Origin of the sequence: Roseibium porphyridii (assembly GCF_026191725.2) — a bacterium.
GTDB classification, from domain to species: domain Bacteria; phylum Pseudomonadota; class Alphaproteobacteria; order Rhizobiales; family Stappiaceae; genus Roseibium; species Roseibium porphyridii.
In genome coordinates this window covers 5,277,593-5,300,649 of record NZ_CP120863.1, presented here as the reverse complement: position 1 = coordinate 5,300,649, position 23,057 = coordinate 5,277,593, and the positions used below count along the sequence as shown (strand labels likewise).

Annotated in this window: 26 protein-coding genes; 18 read left to right on the top strand and 8 right to left on the bottom strand. The window is 53.8% G+C overall.

Going from position 1 to position 23,057, the window contains the following annotated elements:
- Nucleotides 1-129: 129 nt before the first annotated feature.
- Genes K1718_RS24445 through K1718_RS24435 form a run of 3 tightly spaced genes read right to left on the bottom strand, consistent with a single transcriptional unit; the run spans nt 130 to nt 1,772 of the window.
- Nucleotides 130-723 (bottom strand): TadE/TadG family type IV pilus assembly protein, encoded by a 594-nt coding sequence (locus K1718_RS24445; protein ID WP_265680517.1) that lies wholly within the window; start codon nt 721-723, stop codon nt 130-132.
- Nucleotide 724: 1 nt separating this feature from the next.
- Nucleotides 725-1,258 carry a TadE/TadG family type IV pilus assembly protein gene (locus K1718_RS24440; protein ID WP_265680518.1) on the bottom strand — a complete coding sequence of 178 codons (534 nt, stop codon included), beginning with the start codon at nt 1,256-1,258 and terminating at the stop codon, nt 725-727.
- Nucleotides 1,259-1,307: 49 nt separating this feature from the next.
- Entirely contained in the window at nt 1,308-1,772 is a 465-nt protein-coding gene (locus K1718_RS24435; protein ID WP_265680519.1) for a pilus assembly protein N-terminal domain-containing protein, read from the bottom strand.
- A gap of 520 nt (nt 1,773-2,292) precedes the next feature.
- Between K1718_RS24435 and K1718_RS24430 the strand changes: the two genes are divergently transcribed.
- The 9 genes from K1718_RS24430 (at nt 2,293) to K1718_RS24390 (ending at nt 11,192) form a co-directional block, all read left to right on the top strand.
- On the top strand, nt 2,293-2,478 hold the full coding sequence (locus K1718_RS24430) for a Flp family type IVb pilin (RefSeq protein WP_265680520.1): 186 nt from the start codon (nt 2,293-2,295) through the stop codon (nt 2,476-2,478).
- A gap of 148 nt (nt 2,479-2,626) precedes the next feature.
- Nucleotides 2,627-3,133 (top strand): A24 family peptidase, encoded by a 507-nt coding sequence (locus tag K1718_RS24425; protein ID WP_265680521.1) that lies wholly within the window; start codon nt 2,627-2,629, stop codon nt 3,131-3,133.
- A 242-nt stretch (nt 3,134-3,375) separates the two neighbouring features.
- A complete protein-coding gene (gene cpaB, locus K1718_RS24420) occupies nt 3,376-4,143 on the top strand; it encodes a Flp pilus assembly protein CpaB (protein ID WP_265680522.1) in 768 nt (255 codons plus the stop codon).
- Between the two features lie 38 nt (nt 4,144-4,181).
- Nucleotides 4,182-5,588: a type II and III secretion system protein family protein gene (locus K1718_RS24415; protein ID WP_265680523.1), complete on the top strand. Its 1,407-nt coding sequence runs from the start codon at nt 4,182-4,184 to the stop codon at nt 5,586-5,588.
- Nucleotides 5,589-5,598: 10 nt separating this feature from the next.
- Nucleotides 5,599-6,312 carry a CpaD family pilus assembly protein gene (locus K1718_RS24410; RefSeq protein ID WP_152503550.1) on the top strand — a complete coding sequence of 238 codons (714 nt, stop codon included), beginning with the start codon at nt 5,599-5,601 and terminating at the stop codon, nt 6,310-6,312.
- Between the two features lie 8 nt (nt 6,313-6,320).
- Nucleotides 6,321-7,628 (top strand): CpaE/TadZ family protein, encoded by a 1,308-nt coding sequence (locus K1718_RS24405; RefSeq protein ID WP_152503549.1) that lies wholly within the window; start codon nt 6,321-6,323, stop codon nt 7,626-7,628.
- Nucleotides 7,629-7,658: 30 nt separating this feature from the next.
- A complete protein-coding gene (locus K1718_RS24400; protein ID WP_173006175.1) occupies nt 7,659-9,164 on the top strand; it encodes a CpaF family protein in 1,506 nt (501 codons plus the stop codon).
- Between the two features lie 17 nt (nt 9,165-9,181).
- Nucleotides 9,182-10,201 carry a type II secretion system F family protein gene (locus K1718_RS24395; protein ID WP_265680524.1) on the top strand — a complete coding sequence of 340 codons (1,020 nt, stop codon included), beginning with the start codon at nt 9,182-9,184 and terminating at the stop codon, nt 10,199-10,201.
- A gap of 10 nt (nt 10,202-10,211) precedes the next feature.
- Nucleotides 10,212-11,192 (top strand): type II secretion system F family protein, encoded by a 981-nt coding sequence (locus K1718_RS24390; RefSeq protein ID WP_265680525.1) that lies wholly within the window; start codon nt 10,212-10,214, stop codon nt 11,190-11,192.
- Between the two features lie 300 nt (nt 11,193-11,492).
- Here the strand turns inward: K1718_RS24390 and K1718_RS24385 are convergent, their stop codons facing one another.
- Nucleotides 11,493-12,272: a tetratricopeptide repeat protein gene (locus tag K1718_RS24385; RefSeq protein WP_152503545.1), complete on the bottom strand. Its 780-nt coding sequence runs from the start codon at nt 12,270-12,272 to the stop codon at nt 11,493-11,495.
- A gap of 188 nt (nt 12,273-12,460) precedes the next feature.
- On the opposite strand from K1718_RS24385, the gene K1718_RS24380 reads away from it, so the two are divergent.
- The 3 genes from K1718_RS24380 to K1718_RS24370 are packed head-to-tail and all read left to right on the top strand — an operon-like array spanning nt 12,461 to nt 15,178.
- Nucleotides 12,461-13,855, top strand: a complete 1,395-nt coding sequence (locus K1718_RS24380; RefSeq protein ID WP_265680526.1) for a leucyl aminopeptidase family protein — start codon at nt 12,461-12,463, stop codon at nt 13,853-13,855.
- 59 nt (nt 13,856-13,914) lie between these two features.
- Complete coding sequence (locus K1718_RS24375; RefSeq protein ID WP_152503543.1) at nt 13,915-14,265, top strand: MarR family transcriptional regulator; 351 nt, start codon at nt 13,915-13,917, stop codon at nt 14,263-14,265.
- Nucleotides 14,266-14,296: 31 nt separating this feature from the next.
- The gene (locus K1718_RS24370; RefSeq protein WP_265680527.1) at nt 14,297-15,178 is read left to right on the top strand and encodes a C40 family peptidase; all 882 of its coding nucleotides are present in this window, start codon (nt 14,297-14,299) and stop codon (nt 15,176-15,178) included.
- Between the two features lie 32 nt (nt 15,179-15,210).
- Here the strand turns inward: K1718_RS24370 and K1718_RS24365 are convergent, their stop codons facing one another.
- Nucleotides 15,211-15,510, bottom strand: a complete 300-nt coding sequence (locus K1718_RS24365; protein WP_265680528.1) for a hypothetical protein — start codon at nt 15,508-15,510, stop codon at nt 15,211-15,213.
- A 135-nt stretch (nt 15,511-15,645) separates the two neighbouring features.
- Nucleotides 15,646-16,869: a DNA recombination protein RmuC gene (locus tag K1718_RS24360; RefSeq protein ID WP_265680529.1), complete on the bottom strand. Its 1,224-nt coding sequence runs from the start codon at nt 16,867-16,869 to the stop codon at nt 15,646-15,648.
- Nucleotides 16,870-16,958: 89 nt separating this feature from the next.
- Between K1718_RS24360 and def the strand changes: the two genes are divergently transcribed.
- The 5 genes from def (at nt 16,959) to truA (ending at nt 20,598) form a co-directional block, all read left to right on the top strand.
- Complete coding sequence (def, locus tag K1718_RS24355; RefSeq protein ID WP_152503539.1) at nt 16,959-17,477, top strand: peptide deformylase; 519 nt, start codon at nt 16,959-16,961, stop codon at nt 17,475-17,477.
- Nucleotides 17,478-17,506: 29 nt separating this feature from the next.
- Complete coding sequence (locus K1718_RS24350; RefSeq protein WP_152503538.1) at nt 17,507-18,139, top strand: MarC family protein; 633 nt, start codon at nt 17,507-17,509, stop codon at nt 18,137-18,139.
- A gap of 124 nt (nt 18,140-18,263) precedes the next feature.
- Nucleotides 18,264-19,202, top strand: a complete 939-nt coding sequence (gene fmt, locus K1718_RS24345) for a methionyl-tRNA formyltransferase (RefSeq protein WP_152503537.1) — start codon at nt 18,264-18,266, stop codon at nt 19,200-19,202.
- A 24-nt stretch (nt 19,203-19,226) separates the two neighbouring features.
- Nucleotides 19,227-19,763, top strand: coding sequence for a GNAT family N-acetyltransferase (locus tag K1718_RS24340; protein ID WP_152503536.1), 537 nt, complete (start codon nt 19,227-19,229; stop codon nt 19,761-19,763).
- 13 nt (nt 19,764-19,776) lie between these two features.
- Nucleotides 19,777-20,598 (top strand): tRNA pseudouridine(38-40) synthase TruA, encoded by an 822-nt coding sequence (gene truA / locus K1718_RS24335; RefSeq protein WP_152503535.1) that lies wholly within the window; start codon nt 19,777-19,779, stop codon nt 20,596-20,598.
- A gap of 41 nt (nt 20,599-20,639) precedes the next feature.
- On the opposite strand, the gene K1718_RS24330 is transcribed toward truA, so the two are convergent.
- Complete coding sequence (locus K1718_RS24330; protein ID WP_265680530.1) at nt 20,640-21,407, bottom strand: nuclear transport factor 2 family protein; 768 nt, start codon at nt 21,405-21,407, stop codon at nt 20,640-20,642.
- 82 nt (nt 21,408-21,489) lie between these two features.
- The gene (locus tag K1718_RS24325) at nt 21,490-21,975 is read right to left on the bottom strand and encodes a nuclear transport factor 2 family protein (protein WP_265680531.1); all 486 of its coding nucleotides are present in this window, start codon (nt 21,973-21,975) and stop codon (nt 21,490-21,492) included.
- A gap of 180 nt (nt 21,976-22,155) precedes the next feature.
- Between K1718_RS24325 and K1718_RS24320 the strand changes: the two genes are divergently transcribed.
- Nucleotides 22,156-23,040 carry a LysR family transcriptional regulator gene (locus tag K1718_RS24320; RefSeq protein ID WP_265680532.1) on the top strand — a complete coding sequence of 295 codons (885 nt, stop codon included), beginning with the start codon at nt 22,156-22,158 and terminating at the stop codon, nt 23,038-23,040.
- The last annotated feature ends 17 nt before the right edge of the window (nt 23,041-23,057 follow it).

The window sequence follows — 23,057 nt, the reverse complement described above, 5'->3', positions numbered from 1 at the left end:
TGTTCCCGAGTTCAAATTGCGTATTGCAACGCAACATCCTGCGGGAGAGTAGCGGGATTGTATGACGAAACAAGTGGGATGAGTAAATTGCCGTTGCTGCTGCTCAAAGCAAGCTGATACTGCCTGTTGTCAACAATCGGAACAGGCAACGGTGTTGGTCAGACGCGGCCGTAGATAATAGGTGTCGCCTAGGTCTATGGCAGAGTCACGGTCAAAGACCTCGGTGAAGATTCCGGCAAAGGTCGGTGTATAAGTTAGGCTCACTTGTCCAACGACTATGGATGTGTTCGCGACAGAGACAGTGCCCGGAAGTGTTACCGGGGGCACAGCTCCTGGTGCCCATGGTTCGCCGCCTGACTTGTTTAAACTCCAGTCAACGGAGGCATCGCCGTCTTCGTCAAAGGTAACACTCGCTAGCACAATATCCAGAGTATCAGCGGGGTAGGGGGTCAAGATCTTTTCGCCTAGATCCATAATGCCCTGAAGATCGTTCTTGTCGACAGTCTGTGCTTGGGCGACAAGGTCGGTAACGGAGTTTGCGATACGGCTGACTTTGCGGTCCTGATTCAGGGCTCCCGTAGCTTCCTCCATGCCGATTAGAATGATCAGCATCAACGGGAGGATCAGAGCAAACTCAACTGCAGAAACAGCACGGGTGTCGACCTGAAGCCTACGCCAGATGGAGACTATCGTCTGTGCAGGGTTAGGCCTGCGAGCGTTCATGCTATTCCCACGGTTCATTTCGAAACACCAATGTTGATGTGAGATGACGTTCGGTTCCATGGTCAGCTAGGTTAAGCGACAGCAGGGACGTGATCATTGGCCAGCGGTACACGACATTCACCATGACAATTTCACCAGAATTGTTGGCTTCAGCGGTGTAGCTAGAATCTTCGACGAGGTCGCCATCGGCATCGTACATGTCGTTCGTTGAAGCTGCGGCCGAAAAGCTGTCAATCTGATCGACAACGACGACAATGCGTTCTGTGCTGCAAAGGAAGGCTGGCAGGGCGTTGCAAATTTCACCTTCGAAATCGTCGGCGCCGAAACCAGATGTTTGCGCTTGGCCAGTCCTGATCATTCTCGACGCTTCGATGACAGCATTGTCCAGCATTCGGTTCACCATGTGAATGAGACCGACTTCAACAATTCCGAACAGGATCAGAAAAAACGGAATTGCGACGAGACCGAACTCTATCGCTGTCGCACCGCTTTCGTCTTTGCGGATAGAAAAGAAACGTCGCCTAAAACGTGGCATTGTATTTCTTTTACTCAAACGCATGTCACTAAGACTCCAGAATCAAAACTCAAGACCCGCCGCCGGCCGCCTGAACGGCGAGCTCGTTGCGGGCGGTTGCTTGTTCGGCGGTCTGCTTGAAGGCGTCGTTGTTGTCCCCGAGACGAAGCGTTGGTTCGCAGGTTGGACTACAGGACAACGTCATGCGAGAGGATTTTTTGTAAACGGAGACAACACCTTCTTCAGACGCGCGAACCGTAATGATTTCGTCAACAATCGGCTTGTTGTTCTCGTCGAGAATGACAAGGTTAGTCGTGCCGTAACTCTTACCGGTAATGACGACCGTGTTTTGGTCAAACATTGAAACATCGGCAATGAAGGGATTTCCGACGATAACGGCAGATGCGCCATCGTCAATGCGGAAGACCTTTGCACGGTCGACGGTGACCATGACTGGCCCATCTTGGGCGATAGCGACGCCAGCTTGAAACACAAATGCGAACAGGCTCGTCCATTTGATCAGCTTCTTAAACATGCCTATGGGTACTCCATATCGGGCTTTTCTCGCGATATCATGCAACAAACGTGGTGAACGATCTGCTAACGGCGCTCGAATTTCAGAATTGCTTGCGAGTTTCGCATGCATTTAAAGAAGAACAGATCACGGTCGATTTTGAGTTGGACAGCAATCAATTCCGTTGCCCAGGTTTAATGAATTGACCTTGAGACAATTGTTTGATTCATTTTGAGTTGATATTCCATAAAAATGAAGGTGACGCCGTTCCGGCTGATGAATTGTAAGTAAAACATGAAATATGCGCACCAAAAGTATGTAATATATTGAATATTAAATGATTCAAATTCCAGATTAACTATTTTTTATCTATACTCATTATTAACTATAGATGTATTTGTGGCGACTTTCACAAAGATAGATGTCAAATTTAACTGGTTGGAAAGCTCTCTGTCCTAGGGTGAGCTCATGTCCGATCGGACTAACAAAAGATCCGGCGGGCTTTTGAAGCTGTCAACTAAGTGGTACTTGGAGCAAAAACATGAAATCTCTTATCAACCGTTTCGTAAAAGACGAATCTGGCGCAACTGCTATTGAATACGGCCTGATTGCTGGCCTGCTGTCCATCATCATTCTCGCTGCTGTGACTGCAACCGGTACGTCTTTGTCCGCTATCTTCACGTCCATCTCGACAACTCTGAAGACTGCTGACACCGCCATCAAGTAATGGACCGGAACGGCGCTTTGGCGCCGACGTCTTGAAACGTGAAACGGGCGGTTTACCGCCCGTTTTTCATTTGAGCCGCCCTTTGCGCGTTCTTAACGAATGTCTGCGACCATCAGTCCAATGAAAATACTGTATTGACGGGTTCGAAATGATCCAAGCAGCTGTTCTAGTGATTTTCCCGATGTTGGTTGCCTTTGGAGGCATCTCGGATCTGTTGACCATGACGATCCAGAACCGTGTCGCTATTCTTCTTGTCGCCGGGTTTTGCATTCTGGCGCTTGCGACGGGGCTTCCCATGCAGGCCTGGGGTTTGCATGCGCTGGGAATGGCAGTGTTTTTCGTCCCTTGTTTTGTGTTTTTCGCATTTAACTGGATGGGTGGTGGCGACGTGAAGTTCATAAGTGCCATTGCACTTTGGATCGGATTTACGCCTGAGCTTGCCGCCTTCGCCGTGCTTGTCGCCATATACGGGATGGTGTTGACTGTCGGTATGTTGCTGATGCGGCAAAAGCTGATCGTGCCGACACTTCTGTTTCAGCAAGACTGGTTTTTGCGTTTGCATGACAGCAAAAGCGGAATCCCTTACGGTGTTGCCATTGCGATAGCTGGTTTGCAAATCTATTCGCACACAGCTTGGTTCCAGCTGATCGGCTAAGAGAATCAGACCTTTCTGATCCGCAATTTTCTTCATCAAATAAAGTTTCAAAATCTCGCAAGGTAAAAACAGGCGAGATTTCTGGCTTTTGAAGTGCAAAATGCACTCTTTTAATAAGTTATTTAGTAAAGTTAACAGAAATTAACCAAAAACATGCAGATCTGGTTAACCATGTTTTGACCAATTCACCCGCACACTACGCGAGGTAGCGCAAAAGCGCAGTGAATTATTGGGTAATGGTCATGAAACTGGCACGCATATTTGTTTTGGCAATCGCTGTGGTTGCCGGCTTCATCGCTTTCCGCTTGGTCATGTCCTCCGGCGGCGAGAGTGAGCCGCAAATCGTTCAAGAACCTGTTTCAGAAAAGAATTCCAAGGTTCTGGTAGCGGCAAAGGACATAAGCCTTGGCGGAAAGCTAACGGAAGAAGATCTTTCGTGGGCCGATTGGCCAGAAGACACGGTTCCACTTGGGGCCGTGACCGAAAAATCGAATCCTTCCGCTGATACCGAGTATCAAGGCCGAATCGCGCGAGTGCCGATTTTTGCAGGGGAACCTGTTCGCCCAGAGCGATTGATCAATACGGATAAAGGTTTCATGGCAGCGATCCTCCCGAAAGGAAAGAGAGCAATCGCTGTCAGTGTGGAAGCTGAAACCACCGCAGGTGGGTTCATCTTACCAGGTGACAAAGTAGACGTCATTCTGACGCGATCGTCGGACGCTGGTGGTGCACTTAGTGAGACAATTCTAGAAAATATCAGAGTTCTGGCCATCGACAGCACAACTGCAGGCGAACAAGACCAAAAAAATCTTTCGCCAAAGAAAACGGCAACTCTCGAATTAACTCTGGCTGAATCGGAAATCGTAGCTCAATCGCAGCAGGTCGGGACGATAGATCTGGCGCTGCGGAGCGCCCAAGATTCGGCAGATGATGCGGAAGCGGACAATTCCCGACGTCGCGGTGTCAGCTACGTCAAATACGGCGTAACGAGCCAGGCAGGTGCGCAATGAATCCCGGTGACAAAGGAACGTCCAGTGTGAGGGGCGCAATGAAAAAGCAGATAGTCAAATTTGCAGCGGCAGCTTTGCTGTTGGGAGCTTCGGTCGCGATTCCGGCAAGCACGGCACTGGCTGAAGGGAACTTTCCGAGCCAGGTCCATATAGCTGCTGGGGAGAGAGCAAGCGGTCGCATCCTAAACGTGGGTGTCGGGCGCTCCGTTGTCGTTAATCTTGCAGAAGATGCAGCTGATGTACTGGTGTCCAATCCGGAAATTGCTGATGCGGTTCTAAGAACACCTCGCAGGATATTCGTCATCGGCAACACGGCGGGACAATCAAGACTGGTTCTCTTCAGTCGCAGCGGCCGCGAACTTGCAAGTTTCAATATTCGAGTTGAAAAAGATACGTCAGATCTGACCCGGATTATTCGAAAACTGATCCCTGGAAGTAGAATTTCTGCAGAATCAGTGAATGGAAATGTGGTACTAAGTGGTTCCGCCAAAAGCACGCTTGAAGCTCAACAGGCTGCTGACATAGCTGCGAAATTTCAAGGTGCTGACTCAGCGAAAGCTGTTGTGAACCTCATCGCTGTTGAGGGTAAGGACCAAGTCCACCTGAAAGTCACTGTTGCCGAGGTCGAGCGTACCATCATCAAGCAGCTCGGTGTTCAATTCTCTGGATCCGTAGGAACCGGAAGTTTTACCCCATTCTTTTCAAGTCTTCCCAATTTCACTGTCAACCCCTCCATCGTCAATCAGGCGACGGGCGGCACACAGTTTATTAGTGGTGCAAGCAACATCACGGCCCAGGTTCAGATGCTTCAGCGCGAGGGTGTCATTCGAACCCTGGCAGAACCAACACTAACGGCCATCTCCGGTGAAAATGCGAGTTTCCTGGCAGGCGGTGAATTCCCGATCCCGATTTCTCGCGATGACGGGGAAATCTCGGTAGAGTTCAAGAAGTTCGGTGTTGGCCTCGATTTCACACCTGTTGTTCTCTCCGGCGGCAGAATTAGCCTTCGCGTTAAAACCGAAGTCAGTGAACTCAGTAACGAAGGCGCTGTCTCCGCAGGCGGTATCACAATTTCCGCCCTGAAAGTCCGCCGCGCAGAATCAACCATGGAACTGCCATCAGGTGGAACTCTGGTCATGGCGGGGCTGCTCAAGGAGTCCTATTCGCAAGCGGTTGAGGGAGTGCCGGGATTGATGCAGATTCCAATCTTGGGAGCACTGTTCAAAAGCCGTGATTTCTTGCGGGACCAGACCGAATTGGCGGTGTTCGTAACCCCTTATGTGGTTCGTCCCGTTGCCGCGAGCAAAATGGTGCGGCCAGACAAGAACCTTTTACCGGCTTCTGATGCAGAGACGATTTTCCTGAATCGGTTGAACAAAATCTACAACCCGACTGGTGACGTGGCCGGCACGTATCACGGCCAGGTCGGCTTCATCTACAAGTGAGGACGGACGGATGAGTAAACAAACGAAAGTCCGGTTTGCAGCCGTATCAAAGCCTGTTCTTGTCTTCCTCGGTTGTCTGACGATCGTGGGCTGTCAGAGTCAGTCACAAAATCCGGACGGCCTTTTGGCTTCCAACGATTATCGCCTGCGCCATCCCATTGTGATCACCGAAGAGCCCGAAACCCTCGATCTTCCTATCGGTCGAAACACACGAAACCTTTACGGCCCAATCGAACACACGATTTCTGCATTCGCGGCCGAATCCCGTAACAAGGGTAATGGTGCCGTCGAAATTCTGGTGCCTTCAGGGGGTGCAAATGACGTCGCTGTTCATGCGGTAACGCCTGACATCCGCAAAGCCCTGCAAGACGGTGGATTGAGCCGGTCTAAGATCAGCACGCGTACTTACGCAGTGCAGGACCCCTCTGCGGATGCTCCAATTCGCCTTTCCTACGCGCGAATGCAGGCGACTGCAGGAAAATGTGGTGCCTGGCCGAGAAACATCGGTGGTGGCATCGGTGAAAACACAGACTACGAAAACTTCGGCTGTGCTTCTCAGGCGAACCTGGCTGTGATGGTTGACAACCCGTCTGATCTGATCACGCCAAGAGCATCGACACCGTCTGATCAGGCGCGTCGCGCTGTTGTTTTTGAGAACTACCGTGAAGGCAAGAAGACTGCATCTGAGTTTGAAGAAGGTGTCGGAGCTTCTGTTTCCGAATAGGTGAAAGTATGAGCGCTAATCAGGATTTCAACGATATGGCCGGATATCTCGAGGCTGCGTCAACGCCGTTCGAACAGCAGCAAACGGTAAATGAAGAAGGTATGCAGATAAATGCCATACCCCGCATAACCGTGCACGCGTTCTGTCTAAGTGATGCCACCATGCGTGTTGCGGAAGCTGCGATGGAAGATCGGCGTATGGCCAAGGCACACCTGAAGCTTGATTCAGGTGGGATTCCGGCTGCAATTTCAACATTCGAACAAGCGCCGACGCCCAATCTGATTATCGTCGAAACAATAGGTCAGCGTGAGGAATTGCTGACAAATCTCGACCACCTCGCCGAGTTCTGCGATGCGGGTACAAAGGTGATCGTGATCGGTGATGTGAACGACGTCACGCTGTATCGCGAACTGATTGCAAGGGGAGTGAGTGAGTACCTCATTGCACCCGTGAGCGTTTTTCAGCTGATTGGGTCAGTCGGCAATCTCTACGCGGATCCGGAAGCTGAACCGCTCGGACGAACCATTGCCTTTTTTGGCGTGAAGGGCGGATGCGGCTCTTCGACCGTTGCCCATAACGGTGCCTGGTCGCTTGCCCGAAGCTTCCAGACTGAAGTTGTCGTGACTGACTTGGACTTGCCATTCGGCACAGCGGGCCTGGACTACAACCAGGATCCGTTACAAGGGGTCTTCGAGGCGGTCTCTTCGCCCGAGCGTCTGGATGAAACCTACCTTGATCGCATCTTGTCCAAATGCAGTGATCACCTGAGCCTTTTGGCAGCTCCGGCAACGCTTGAGCGCACCTATGATCAAAATGAAAAAGCGTTCGAGCCGCTTCTTGAGACCATGCGATCAAGCGTGCCGCTTGTCGTGCTTGATGTACCGCATGTCTGGAATGCTTGGGTCAAGGATACGCTTCTAAGTGTCGACGAAATTGTTCTGGTTGCGGAGCCTGATCTTGCAAATCTGCGCAATGCAAAGAACACCGTCGACATGCTGAAGCAGTTGCGGCCCAACGATCGACCACCGCACCTGATCATGAACAAGGTCAACGTTCCGAAGCGACCTGAAATCAAGCCCGATGAGTTTGCCAGTGCATTAGGACTTCAAGTTCAGGCCTCCATTCCGTTTGAGCCGCAACTGTTTGGCACTGCGGCCAACAATGGGCAGATGATCGGTGAAATGGACAACAAGCACGCAATTGCACGCATGTTCGAAGACTTGGCACAGTCGGTATCCGGCAAGGCTCAGCCCAGCAGACCGTCGCGCTCAAGCCTTGGTGGTTTGTTGTCAAAACTGAAACGGAAAGCTGGATAAACCGGTTTTCGACGGAGCAGATAGTTCGTTATGTTTGGAAGACGTGGCAGTTCATCCTCTGGACCTCAGACCCTCCGCCCGGCAGGTGTGCCAGGGTTGCAGGAAACTCCTGTTCCGGCACAAGAAACCGCTAGAGCAGAAGAACCTGCTCCCCTAAAGGTCCAGGCTGAGCCGGCTGCCCAGCCGGCAGCGGCGGCGGCGCCACCGCCTCCGCCACCAGAGCCTGCCCAGCCGGCACCCCAAGCGCGGAAGAAAAACAGCGAGTATTACGAAACCAAGGCACAAATATTCAATGCTTTGGTAGAGGCGATCGACCTGTCTCAACTGGCCAGGTTGGACGCGGAAGATGCGCGTGACGAAATTCGAGATGTCGTAAATGACATCATTGCGCTCAAGAACGTGGTCATGTCGATTTCCGAGCAGGAAGACCTGCTGGAAGACATCTGTAACGATGTTCTGGGCTATGGACCGCTTGAACCACTCTTGGCGCGTGACGACATCGCCGATATCATGGTCAACGGCGCTCAAACCGTCTACATCGAAACACAGGGCAAGGTGGAGCAGACCGGCGTTTCCTTCCGCGACAACGCTCAGCTGATGAACATTTGTCAGCGGATTGTGAGCCAGGTTGGTCGCCGCGTGGACGACTCAAGTCCGATCTGTGACGCCCGTCTGCCTGATGGTTCTCGTGTTAACGTCATCGCCCCGCCACTGGCAATCGATGGACCTGCACTCACCATTCGTAAGTTCAAGCGGGACAAACTCACCCTCGATCAGTTGACAAAATTTGGGTCAATTACGCCCGAAGGTTCGACGATCCTACAAATCATTGGGCGGTCACGATGTAACGTCTTGATTTCGGGTGGTACGGGGTCAGGTAAAACCACGCTGCTCAATTGCCTGACCGCGTATATCGAAAATACAGAACGCATCATCACTTGTGAAGATTCTGCCGAGTTGCAGCTGCAGCAGCCTCATGTTGTTCGCCTGGAGACGCGTCCGCCAAACCTTGAAGGTGAAGGCGAGATCACAATGCGCGACCTTGTGAAGAACTGCCTGCGTATGCGCCCAGAACGCATCATCGTGGGTGAGGTTCGTGGCCCAGAGGCGTTTGACCTCTTGCAGGCCATGAACACCGGTCACGATGGTTCAATGGGTACGTTGCACGCCAACTCACCACGTGAGGCGCTGTCGAGACTTGAGTCCATGATCACAATGGGTGGCTTCTCGCTCCCGTCCCGAACTCTTCGGGAAATGATTGTATCCTCGATTGACGTTGTCGTTCAGGCAGCGCGCCTGCGTGATGGGTCTCGTCGTATCACCCATGTGACCGAAGTCATGGGAATGGAAGGGGACATCATCACCACTCAGGACGTCTTCCTCTACGACATGATTGGTGAGGATCCGAACGGCAACATCATTGGCCGCCACCGTTCAACTGGAATCGGCCGCCCGAAATTCTGGGAACGCGCAAGGTACTTTGGCGAAGAAAGTCGTTTGGCCCAGGCGCTGGATGCGGCGGAAATGCCCGAATAGGTAACGGAATACTGTCTATGTCTGGACTTGAAGAATTTCTTACGCCCGAAGTCACCGGTATCGCCGTTGCACTGCTCGTCATGTTCGCGGTTGGCGGGATCATTTATAGCCTGTTTCAGCCAACGCTTTCCGGCAGCAAGAAGCGCGACCAGCGTATAGAAGCCGTAGCAACACGGCCTCAAAATGAAAACCAACGCAGTCAGGCGCGCGACACGGATCGGCGCAAGAGATCCATTCAGGATCAGTTGAAAGACTTTGAAGACCGCCAAAAGGCCAAACAGGACAAACAACAAAAAGTCTCGCTCAAAGTCTTGATGGAGCAGGCTGGTTTAAGCTGGGAAATGAAACACTTCATTATTTTCAGCATTATTTCTAGCCTGATATTCTTCGTGGTTTCCTTAATTGCTTCGGGGAATCTTTGGATCGGGATTGCATTTGCCTTTGCCGGACTGCTCGGTTTTCCGCGCTGGTATATCGGTAACAAACGCAAGCGTCGGTTCAACGCGTTTCTGGATGAATTGCCAAACGGTGTGGATATTATTGTCCGCGGTGTGAAAGCAGGCCTTCCGTTGAGCGACTGCATCAAAGTTGTGGCAAGGGAAGCGCGCGAGCCGGTTGCCACTGAATTCCGAAAGATTACGGAAACCCAGGTGATGGGGATTTCACTTGGCGAGGCTGTCGGCAGATTGCCGGATCGCGTGCCTGTTGCGGAAGCAAATTTCTTCGCCATCGTGGTCGCGATCCAGCAAAAAGCCGGTGGTGGACTGGCGGAGGCACTCAGCAACCTGTCCAGGGTTCTGCGTGGTCGCAAGGCAATGAAGCGGAAAATCAAGGCACTCAGTGCGGAAGCGAAGTCTTCTGCTGCGATTATCGGTTCGTTGCCGTTTTTCGTCGGCGGCATCATCTATTTCATCGCACCCAATTACGTGATGATCCTTTTTGAAACAACAACAGGCAACATCATCATTGCCGGCGGCCTGATATGGATGTTTACAGGCATCATGGTCATGCGGCAGATGATCAACTTCGATTTCTAGGGGCGTCGGCATGGACCTTGATACAATCGTTTCGACGCAATTTGCCGCCGCTGTCCTCGCTATGATCGCGGTCACGGGCACGATTTTCTCTCTTGTGATGCCGCTCCTTTCGCGTGACACCCTGAAATCACGCATGAAGTCGGTTGCATTGGAGCGAGATCAGATGCGCGCGCGTGAGCGTGCCCGTCTTCAGGCAGGTCAAGGTGATGCGAAAGCAGCATTGCGCAACCAGCCAAAAGCACAAATGAAGAGCCTGGTTGACCGCTTGAATCTGAAGGAAATGCTTTCAGATGAGAACACGATCCAGAACCTAAGAATGGCGGGCTATCGTGGTTCTGCACCGCTTTATTACTTCCTGACTGCTCGAATTGCGCTGCCGCTCGTTATTTTCGTGTTTGCGACCTTCTATGCATTTGTGATCATGCCGGACACGTTGCCGGCATTCTCAAAACTTTGTTTTTGCATCGCGTTTGCCGGTGTCGGAGCATTTGCGCCCAATATTTATCTCAAAAACAAGATCGACAAACGTAAGCTCATAATTCAACGCGCTTGGCCGGATGCGCTCGACTTGATGCTGATCTGCGTCGAGTCCGGTATGTCCATCGAAGAGGGCTTCAAGCGTGTTGCGGAGGAAGTCGGCGTCCAGTCCGTTGAGTTGGCAGAGGAATTGACGCTCACGACCGCAGAACTCTCTTATTTGAGCGACCGCCGCATTGCCTACGAAAACCTTGCAAAGAGAACAGGCGTTGACGGTGTGAAAAACGTGATGATGGCGCTTATACAGGCTGAGCGTTACGGGACACCGATTGGGACCGCACTGCGCACGATGGCAGACGATACACGCGAACAACGCATGCAGTTGGCAGAGCAGAAAGCTGCGTCCCTGCCGCCGAAGCTGACGGTTCCAATGATCATGTTCTTCCTGCCGGTCCTGTTCCTTATCATCATGGGACCAGCTGTAATCCAGGTTATCGAAACCTTCTCCGAGTAGCCATCAGGCCTTCGACCTTCTGAACTCTGCGAGGCGCGTTCCACTTGAGTTGGAACGTGCCTCTTTTGCATTGGGCTGAGTTGCTCGTCTCAACTCTTGCTAACAACGTTGCGAAGCATCCTCCTTCTAGGCAGGCAATCTGATGAGTAAACTTGTATTCGGTTTTGCGGAACACCCGCGCAGATGCGGATTTGCTGAACACACCATTTGATAGCCAGGTTCGAAAAGCAGAAAGGGCGCCCGATATCGGACGCCCATTCCCGGCATAAGCCTAAAACATGTTCGTGGGAGGCTCTCCGCCTAGCCCTGTCGCTTTTTCATCATTTCCTGAAGATAGGCGATGTTGGCCTGAGCCTGCCGCGGATCCAGTTCCGCTTGGGCGACTTGAATGGCTTCGTCGTACTTTCCTTGAATGCCAAGCACCAGTGCCAGGTTCTGCCGAACGCGGCTGTCTGCGCCTGGCAAGGTTGAGGCGCGGCGCAGTGTATATTCTGCGTCCGGCAGCTCGTTGGAAAGCAGATAGGAAAGTCCGAGATTGTTGAGCAGGGTCGGATCATCGGGCGCGATCTTCAACGCTTGTTTGTAAAGGCTGCGTGCCTTTGCGTGTTCACCGGTCTGATCATAGATCGCCGCCTGTGCGGACATCAGCTTCCAATCCGGTGTTGCTGGTTGCTGCGCACCTTGCAAAACATTGAGTGCTTCGCTGAACCGACCGTTCATCGCCAGAACTTTGCCGTAGGCCGACGCGATTTCCCGATCTTTGGGATGGGCTATCACGCCCCCACGCAGCACCGCCATCGCCTGCGGCATCTGGCCATTCTGACTGAGGGCGTTGGAATACCCGAGAATCGCTGTTCGATTCTTCCGGTCCTTTTCGTAGGCTTTCGACCATTTGGTAACGGCAGCCCGAGCGGAACCTGAGCCTGGTGTTGTGTAATGACCACCTGTGGCAGGTGAGTGCGTTCCTGTGTTGGACTTGTTGGACGCACATCCCGCAAGCAGCACAACCGCAGTCATTGCCAACAGTGTGGCATTCAGGCGTGAGCGTCGTTTTACGGATCCGGTTCTGGGCGCGTGCATCTTCAACATCCTTGTTGTCCGCAGCATTCTCGTTCCTCATGAGAAATAGATAATTAACCCTAATGGATGGTTAAGCGGCGTTGCGAAATGCGAAAATGCCAATCCTTTGGTGCACGATGTTGCGCCCGCGTCCTCATCGTCCTAGGTCTTGTTGTTGAAGACCTGTCTCAAATTTCGGAGTGCCAGACGTGCGCCAGTGCCTCGTTCGCAAAAGCGAAGTTGAAACCTCAACCCCTATCATCGCGGTCACAGAGGAAAGCCTGCCCGGCATTCTGGCCAAGTTGGGGGACCAGGCGCGAGGCTGGTGCGAAGCCAACGATTTCGCCGGAAAAGCATCTACTGTTCTGCTCGTGCCGTCTCTAAATGGCGGATTTGCAGCTGTATTGTTCGGCGTCTTGGAAGCAGGCCTGCCACAAGCCCTGGCACTGGGAAGTCTGGCAAAAACGCTTCCCGAGGGAGACTACCATCTGGCGGATGGCTTTCCGGATCCCGAGCAGGCAGCTCTTGGGTTTGCACTCTCCAGCTATTCATTTGCCCGATATCGCAGCAAAGACGCAAAGGAACGACGTCTTGCAGTTCCCGACGATATTGATCTGGAGCGAATCGGAACCATCCTCGATGGGGTTCAACTGACCCGTGACCTGATCAACACACCGGCTAACGATTTGGGTCCAGAGGAGCTTGCAAAGTCAGCAGCTGATCTTTTTGAAGCGCATGGCGGTAGCGGACGGATTGTCATCGGTGACGACCTGCTTGAGGAAGGCTTCCCAATGGTACATGCCGTTGGTCGGGCCAGTTCACGCGTGCCCTGCCTTGCCGATTTCAGTTGGGGTCGGGAGGATGATCCCAAGGTTACACTTGTTGGCAAAGGTGTGATTTTCGATACGGGTGGATTGAACCTGAAACCCGGCTCTTCAATGAGCTTGATGAAAAAAGATATGGGCGGCGGTGCGAATGTGCTCGGACTGGCATCCATGATCATGGGTGCCAAGCTACCTGTCAGACTTCGGGTGATCATCCCCTGTGTCGAAAATGCAGTCTCTGGTTCGGCGTTCCGGCCGGGCGACATTCTGCAAAGTCGAAAGGGCCTCTCGGTTGAAATCGGCAATACAGACGCTGAGGGCCGGCTGGTGCTCGGTGACGCGTTAACCCTGGCAGATGAAGAAAAGCCCGATCTTCTTGTCGATATGGCAACGCTGACGGGAGCTGCACGCGTTGCCCTTGGGCCTGATTTACCGCCCTATTTCACCGACGATGAGGAACTCGCCGAGGATGTGTCTGTTTTCGCGGAAGCAGCCAGTGACCCGTTGTGGCGGCTCCCGCTCTGGAAGCCATATCTGAAATATCTCGACAGCAAGATCGCCGATATCAATCATATAAACACGGTCGGGACCGGCTTTGCCGGTTCGATCACAGCAGCGCTGTTCCTGTCCCGCTTTGTCGAAAACACCGAAAGCTGGATCCATTTTGACATCTACGGCTGGACGCCAATGGAAAAACCGGGAAGACCAACAGGTGGCGAGGCTCAGGGTATCAGGTGTCTGTTCGACCTGATCACCGAAAAGTTTGCATCTGCAAAATAACGGCTCCGAAACGTTTTTGTGCGCTTATGGTTGTGGTAACGGGATGGAACCATTGATCCATGGCTGTCGAAATTCGCGCGTCGCAAGCGCTGAAATTGCTGCATGAAGTCAATCTGGCGCTGGTTCGCGACAGCGAACAGGACTTGTCTGCGCGCCAGATGACGATCTTGCTCACCGTTTATCTGGAACCGCCTCCGCATACAGTGCGCGGACTTGCAGCGAAACTGAATGTCACGAAGCCGGCCATCACGCGTGCACTCGACACGCTGGGCGGCATGCGCCTTCTCTCGCGGAAGCGGGACGAAGCCGACAAACGCAATGTAATTATCACCCGTACGGTTGAAGGCGCGCTTTATTTGGAGCAGCTTGGAGATCTTGTGGTTGAAAAGGCGCAGGAACTGCCTCGCTGAATTTTTGAATTCTGGCCCGTGTTGAGAAACTATGAATGAGACCCTTGATCGCCGCCGACATCCTGTCCGGCCTGACCTTGCCTCAATTGACTATGACGGCCGTGTGCAGGTGGACCGGTTCGTCGAAGGAGAGATCTTTCAAGTAACGGCGGACCGACTGGCCTTTCGGGCAGATCCCAGGTTTGACCGCTCGATTGACACCGAAGCTCTATGCGGTGAGTGGGTAACAGTGTTCGAGCAAACGACCGAAGGCTGGGCTTGGGGGCAATTGGACACTGATGGATATGTCGGCTGGTTTTCATCGGACGGCATTGGACCAATCAAAGCGGCAACCCACCGCGTGCGGGCCTTGCGCACATTCCGGTACCCGGGTCCAGACTTGAAGTTTCCGCAGCTCGGGTTCCTGTCGATGGGGTCGCTGGTCACTGTTGTCGGCGAGGCAGTAACGCGGGGACTGAATTACGCTCTCCTGAGTGATGGGTCCGCGGTCGTTGCAAAGCATCTGGTTCCGCTTGATGCACGGGACGGTGACTGGGTCGCTGCTGCAGAGGAGTTTCTCGGCACACCATACCTTTGGGGTGGGCGGACAAGTCTGGGACTTGATTGCTCGGCATTGGTCCAGTTGGCGGCACAAACAGCCGGCATAGATACTCCACGAGACAGTGACATGCAGGAAGTTGAAGTCGGCGAAGAGATCCCTCATGAAGATCCGTCGGCGTTCCGGCGAGGGGACCTGATTTTCTGGCGCGGTCATGTCGGTATTGTGGCCGGCCCCAACGTCTTGCTGCATGCAAACGGAAACACAATGACCGTTTCCCATGAACCAATGGATCAGGCCATCAAAAGGATTGCGGACACCGAATGGGGAGCAATCACGCGCGCGCGGCGCTTGCCGGCGGTCGGGTCTGAATAGCTTATCCGGAGCGCCCCATTTTCAGCGCCAGATCAAATCGATTCCGCAATTTCCTGCCAAAGCGCGGCGATGTCATTGGTGCTGTTTGGTCGACCGGCGCGGCGAAACCAATAAGCTGCATTTCCAGGGTCGTTTTCGATCAGATGGCACAATCCATGGACCCAGTCATGCGCGGCTTCCCCTTCCGAGGCTTGACAGATTCCATGCGCTTTTTCCCATTCAGGGCCCAGCACAAGCGCTCCTTTCTTCAGCCACCAGAGTGCTTGTTGAGGCGGCGAAAAAGTGGTCGGCGGCTCAGTTTGGGAAACATCCATTGGCAGTGTTACGGGCATGGACCACTCCTATGATGGGACGTGAAAAACCGCACTGAGGTCGGGCTTGTGCTCTCGGCATGCAGGCTCAAGGGACGCGCGGAGGTTGGCCAGTTTACGTTTCAAGGCCAACAGGTATAGACCCGAAACAAGTTGTCATGATTTGGGCGTTAACGCCAACTGGGGCTCGGATGCGGAAACATCCTGGCCTTTGCCTTCAGGCTCACCGAGTTCCAGGTCTTCAATCTTGCGGCTGCGCTTGGAGATCTTGTCGGTTGAAATAAGGATCTGATCGATGTCCTTGTTTGCCTGCGCAAAGTGGGACTGAAGCTTGCCAACCCGGTCATTCAATCTGCTGACATCGGCGATCAGGTGTCCAACCTCGGCTTGAATGAGGTGTGCTTGTTCCCGCATTTTCGCGTCGCGCAGGACCGATTGTATGACCTGGATCGACAGCATGAGCAAAGATGGTGATACGATCACCACTCGTGCCCGGTGCGCTTTCTGGACGAGGTCCTCAAAGCTTTCGTTCAGTTCCGCAAAGACGCTCTCCGAAGGCACGAACAAAAACGCTGTGTCCTGGGTTTCCCCAGGCAAGAGATATTTTTCGCCGATATCCTGAATATGCTTTGAAAAGTCTCGTCGAAACTGGGCTTGTGCATATTTGAGCTGATCGTCGCTTTCCGCTTTGCGGAGCAGGTTGAAGGCCTCCAACGGGAACTTTGCGTCAACGGCAAGGGAAGGGGCCCCGTTCGGCATGTGGATCAGACAGTCCGGACGGCTGTTGTTGGAAAGAGTTGCCTGAAACGAATAGGTGCTGGGTGCCATCTGGTCCTGAATGATGGCCTCCATTCGACCTTGCCCAAAAGCACCTCGCGTCTGCTTGCTGGACAAAATCGCCTGCAATTGGCCGACCTGACCGGACAGGTCGGTAATCGTCCGCTGGGCGCGGTCGATGACGGCCAGCCGTTCGTGTACATGGCGCAAGCCTTCCTGCGTCTGCTTGCTGGTATCGGCCATGGAAAGTCCAAGTTTGTGACCCATGCCGTCGAGTCGTTCGTTGACGGCGCGCATCATGTCCGATTGCCGCGACCCGAAGACTTCTGCCATTGTCTGCATGCGCCCGGTCATCTCACCCTGGCTTTTCAGCAATTGAGACAAATGACTTTCAAGTTCGTGGATGCGTTCCGCGGAAGCAGTGTCGGTCTCGGCACGCAGCCGGATTTCGCGCATGGTCTTCAGGACCAGCCAGACAATAAGCGTCAGCAGCAGCAAGCCACCCGCGATCGCGGTTTCAAGAACCGTGACGGGACGTCCGCCAAACTCAAACAGGATCTCATTCATGAAACAAACATAGAACGATTCGGAAGGAAGGCCCATCCAGCACCCTGCCGAAGGGCGTTGAAAACGGTTAGGGAGCAGCGGAATTCCGCGTTGACCGGCGCGGCGCGATTGCCTATGTCAGTCGCATGACGATACGCCCTATTATCACCATTCCGGATCCGGTCCTGCGCGAGATCTGCGCGCCCATCGATACAGTCGATGATGATGCCCGTGCGCTTGCTGATGACATGCTGGAAACAATGTATGACGCCCCGGGCATCGGCCTTGCGGCCAGCCAGATCGGCATCTTGAAACGTATCTTTGTGCTGGATGTCGCGAAGGAAGATGCCCCTAAGGAACCAATGGTGTTCATCAACCCGAAAATCGTCTGGTCCAGCGAGGACATGTCGGTTTATCAGGAAGGCTGTCTTTCGATCCCGGAGTATTTCGAGGATGTTGAGCGGCCGGCTGAAGTGACAATACAGTTTCTGAACCGGGAGGGGGCTGAACAGGAAATCAAGGCCGACGGCCTTTTGGCGACTTGCATTCAGCATGAGCTCGATCACCTGAACGGCAAACTGTTCATTGACTATCTGTCAAAACTGAAGCGTGATCGGGTCGTGAAGAAATTCACGAAACAGGCAAAACAGGCCGGACGAATCTAATCTCCGGGGAATGAGAAGGGGCAAAGCATATGGATCAGGAGTTCTTCCTGAAAATCTTTGCCGCGCTTTTCGCCATCATGAGCCCGATTGCCAATTTGCCGGTATTCCTGTCGCTGACCGCTGACAAGGGGCCGGCGTTTGAACGCAAGGTTGCGTTCACGCTTTTGATCAGTCTCAGCATCGGTGCGATTTTCATTGGGCTGAGTGGTGACATCGTGCTGAAGGTCTTCGGAATTTCGCTGGACGCATTCAGGCTCGCCGGCGGTTTTTTGATCCTGTTGATTGCGCTTGACCTCATTCGCGGTCAGAAGACGCAGGCCCATCATGGTACGACTTCTGAAAAGGAGCACATGAAGTCACAGGACAATCCTGCAATCTATCCTTTGACAGTCCCAATTCTGCTCGGACCCGGGTCGATCTCGACCATGATCATTTTCAGAGGGCAAGTCAGCGGATTGGAGCAGGAAATTGCCTATGTCGCGGGTGTGTCGGCCGCAATCGCGCTGCTTGTCGGGACTTTCTTTGCTGCGCCGTTTCTGTCTCGCTTCATCGGTCAAACCGCAAACAGTGTGATGAGTCGCCTGATGGGTATGATCCTGGCGGCGATTGCCATGGAAATGATGGCAGAAAGTCTCAAGGTTTTGTTACCCGGCCTGGCATAGCCCGCAGCGTAAGGGGATGCCGCTTTCCTTCGCTGCAATCGCTTGAACAACCTGACTCAAACGCTTGCAAGGCACGCCCCAAAACGCAATAAGGGGCAAAATCCTTTTAAGCCTCAGGACCCCCATGTCTCTTCGTGTTGTTTTTATGGGCACTCCGGATTTCTCGGTGCCGACCCTGATGGAAATCGTCGGTCAGGGCCATGATCTGGTCGCCTGCTATTCGCAGCCGCCACGCCCGGCAGGACGCGGAATGGAGCTCAAGAAGTCTCCAGTTCACGAAGCTGCGGAATCATTTGGTATCCCGGTGTTCACACCCACCAGTCTGAAGAGCGAAGACGAACAGGAGCGTTTTGCGGGCCTTGATGCGGATGTTGCGGTCGTCGTTGCCTATGGCCTTCTGCTGCCGAAGGCGGTTTTGGACGCACCGCAATTCGGTTGCCTCAACCTGCACGCTTCCCTCTTGCCGCGCTGGCGCGGCGCAGCACCGATAAACCGGGCTATCATGGCCGGTGACAAGGAAAGCGCTGTGCAGGTGATGCGGATGGAAGAAGGGCTTGATACCGGCCCGGTCTGCATGTCTGAGTCAGTTGCGATTACCGAAAACATGACCGCAGGTGAACTGCATGATCACCTCTCAGCCTTGGGCGGAGATCTTATGGTGCGTGCGCTAGCAGCGCTCTCAAGAGGCGCGCTTGGTGAACAGGCGCAGGCGGAAGAGGGTGTCACTTACGCTGCCAAACTTTCAAAGCAGGAGACGCGCATCAATTGGTCACAGACAGCAGGCGATGTTCACAATCACATTCGGGGATTGTCGCCATTTCCCGGTGCCTGGTGCGAAATGACTCTTGGCACCAAACCTGAAAGGGTGAAGATCCTGCGCAGCGCACTATCTGAAGGCTCCGGCACACCGGGGACCGTGATATCTGCAAATGGAGCACCCGTGATTGCTTGTGCCGAAGGGGCCGTGCGACTGGACGAAGTTCAACGGGCTGGAAAAAGGCCGATGAGTGGCGAGGACTTCCTGCGAGGAGTTTCCCTATCTGAAGGGGTGGTTCTGGACTAGTCTGGAACGACAGGAGAAAGAACGATGCCGCCGACCGCCATTCCCAACCTGACCGTCCGAAACGTTACCCCGGCTGATGAAAGCGAAATCCGGGCTCTGATCTCGGCTGCCTTTCCGTCTGACCGGGAAGCTCGGTTGGTAAACACCCTGCGTCACTGCGGAGCGCTTGTTCTGGAGCAGGTGGCATTGGATGAAACCAAACGGATTGTCGGCCATGTTGCCTATAGCAGGGTAACACCGGCTGCTATTGGTGCGGGACAGGCCATGCAGATTGCCTGCCTTGCGCCTGTGTCCGTCTTACCCGACAAGCAAAACAAGGGCATCGGCACGACGCTGACGCGCGTTTCACTGGAGGCCTTGAAGGAAAACGGCGAAGACCTGGTTCTGGTGCTCGGCCCACCGGCCTTCTTCCCAAGGTTCGGTTTTGATGCCGAATTGGCCCAGAAGGTCCAAGGGCCCTATGCCGGAGCGGCATTCATGGCCTTGGCTTTGACGGATGCCGGTACCCGCGACCTGCCGATCGAAGTGGCGTTTGCAACACCGTTTCAAGAATTCGAATAGATCGGCGCCGGGAATGCCACGCTACAAGCTGACGGTTGAATATGATGGCCGGCCCTTTTGCGGCTGGCAACGCCAGGCCAACGGACCGTCTGTACAGGCCGTGATCGAACGTGCCATCAAGGCGTTCACGGGTGAAGTGGTAACGATTGGCGGCGCAGGGCGTACAGACACCGGGGTGCACGCGACAGGTCAGGCCTGTCATGCGGATCTGAGCAAATCATGGCCGACAAAAACCATTATGGGCGCCATGAATTTTCACTGTCAGCCGGACCCGGTTGTGATCCTGGATGTTGAAGAAATGCATGAGGGCTTCGATGCGCGTTTCTCTGCAATTCGCAGATCCTATCGGTACCGGATCCACAACCGATTGCCACCGCTGACCCATCAGTTGGGGCTCGCGTGGCATGTGAAGCCCGAACTGGACGCGGCCGCCATGCACGGCGCTGCGCAGGAGTTTGTTGGCCATCATGATTTTACGACCTTTCGCCATTCGCGCTGCCAGGCCAAGAGCCCGGAAAAGACACTTGAGGAATTCAGCGTCTATCGAGAGGGAGAATTCGTCATTGCCGAGTGCTCCTCACGGTCGTTCCTGCACAATCAGGTCCGTTCGATGGTTGGCACCTTACGCTTGGTTGGCGAGGGGAAGTGGGGCGCAGGAGACATCACAAGTGCGCTGCAAGCACGTGACCGCAAGGCCTGCGGACCGGTTGCCCCGGCGGACGGACTGTATCTCACTCGCGTCGACTATCGTCCGCCAGAGATGGACATTGAGCTTCTGAACGAATGGCGGGAGCGCAAGGCTGCGATGGAAGCGGAAGTAGAGGGCGAAGCCTAGTCTCCTGTGCCGGTCGTTGCCGGATCCAACAAGCCTATAGTTCAGAACTTTCCGGAGTTGCCCCAGGTCTCGCGTGGGCCAATTGTTTCTTCGTTCATCCAGTGCTCCGCGATTACACCATTTGCAATCCGGTAAACGTCGAACACCGCGATATCTTTTCCTGAAGCGCGGCGTTTGCCATAGGTTACGACGAAATCTCCTTGTCCAATCAGCTTGAAGAGCATCTGATAGGACCCTGCTGCTTCGGAAGCGAACCAGTCCGCCAAGCCTCGTCCTCCAGGGCCGATGGAGGGACTGTGCTGAATGAGGTCCATCGCAACGAATTGGTCGAGACGGTTCAGATGTCCTTCCTGTCGGACCTGTTTCGTAAACTCCAGCACCAATTCCTTGTTCGTGGCTGTATCCGCGCTGTGATCAATCGCCGTTGTTCCACCTACCATGTCCGCACCCGATTTGGTCTTGGCAGCATACGGAGCAATCGTGTCCCAATGCTCCAGGATGAGCCCATCTGCCCCGGTATAGAACATGTCCATGGTCACCCAACGAGCGGCCCCGTCGTTGAGCGACTGAAAGGCGCTGCAAAAGATCCAGGGCCCATCTTCGAGAATGCGGACAATCTCGATTTCCCGCTTTGGATTTCGTTCAAGGAACGGTTCGAAAAAGGTCAGGAACCCCTCAACACCGTCTCCGACACCTGTTGAATGCTGTGTGTAGCGATGTCCGGTGTATTTTTGGACAGCTTCTCGAGCGTTCCCGGCGGCAATGCCCTCCAGGTAAATCTTGCGAACGTTGTCGAGACCTGTTCCCATATTGGTTTTCCCTGTGTTTGAACGAGATTCAGTTGCGAACTTTACTGCCAGGTTGCTTAGGCATGCCATGCGGCGGAAGGTGCTAGCCGTGATAGGCCTTGCTGACCGCGTAACTGTCCTCGAACCAGTTCCAGAGTACGACCTTGCCGTCGCGGACCTTGGCGCGTAGCGCGAATGTGAACTCGCCGATGTTCTTACCGGACTTTGTCGTTATACCGTTCATCTTTCCAAAGACGGCAACGGTATCAGCCGAGGCAAAAGCATCTGTGTTCGTCCATTCCGTTGTCTGAAAATTCTCGCCGAAAAGCCCCATGAATTCGAAGATCTTTTCTTTGCCCTGCCAAGTGCCGATCCAGGGAAGAGCCGGATCACCTTCGTTGTGCCAGACCATGTCGTCTGCCATCAGGCTAGCGACCTTTGCACTATCCCCACCGCCCATGGCACCCATGAAGTCCATGACGGTCTTGAGGGAGCTCTGTGTCGCGTTCTCGGCATTGGCTGGCTGCTGCGCCAGTGCCATCGACAGAGCGGTCAGGCCGGTGGCTTTTAAAGCGGATCTGCGATTCATTGGGGGCCTCACAAGTTTGGTGTCAGTGCTGAATGCGTTGAAATAGGCTCGGATCTGGTCTCAAACGGATCGCTTGGCGTTGAGAGGACAACCTGTTCCGTGCACACGGCTTATCTATTGACAGTCGATTGATTTGAGTATTCGTTGAAATCAGATTTGATAAGTCCGAAAAACAGAACAATGATCGAATATCTCAGGCATATGGCTGTTTTTGCGCGAGTTGTGGATGAAGGATCTTTTCGAGCCGCGGCGAAAGACTTCGGCCTCGCACCTTCCAGAATAAGTCAGACAGTGTCCGATCTGGAAAGGTATTTGGGTGTCACGCTGCTTCATCGAACCACGCGAAAAATCGCACTGACCAGCGAGGGGCGCATCTTTTACCCTCGCGTGGTCGACATGCTGCACAGTGCCGAAACTGGCTTGAACGAGCTGAATGCTCTGTCGATAGACCCAGTTGGAGATTTGCGGATATCCATCCCGACCTTCCTGGCGTCGTCTCCGCTCTCCACGCTGGTTGGCGAGTTTATCAAGGACCATCCGGGCGTAACACTCTCCGTCTGTTATTCAGACCATCCGCTTGGTCTTATTCAGGATGGCATTGACCTCAACATTCGTGTCGGCTGGCTTGACGACAGCTCGATGATGTCTCGGAAACTTGGGGAGTATCAGCGTGTGCTAGTCGCAGGTGCCGAATATGCAGCGTCGCGCTCTGCCCCCGACCATCCGGACGATCTGAAGCATTGGCACTGGATCCGCTACGAGCAACGCGCGGACCTGATCGAGTTTTCAAACCGGGATGGCAGGACTGCCAGAGTATCCGGGATTTCGCAGCTGACTGTCGACAGCTTGGATGCCCTCTACCACTTTACGCATCAAAACCTCGGGATCACGGTCCTGCCGAGACATGTTGCCGAACAGGGACTGGGCAACGGTGAGTTTGTGGAGCTGCTGCCTGATTGGACCCTGCGGTCACTTGGTTGTTACGCCGTGTGGCCAGACAAATCGCGTCGTGAGAGCCTGACTTTGTTGCTTGTTCGATTTCTTGCTGAGCACTATTCAACCTGATCCGGATGACAGTTCAG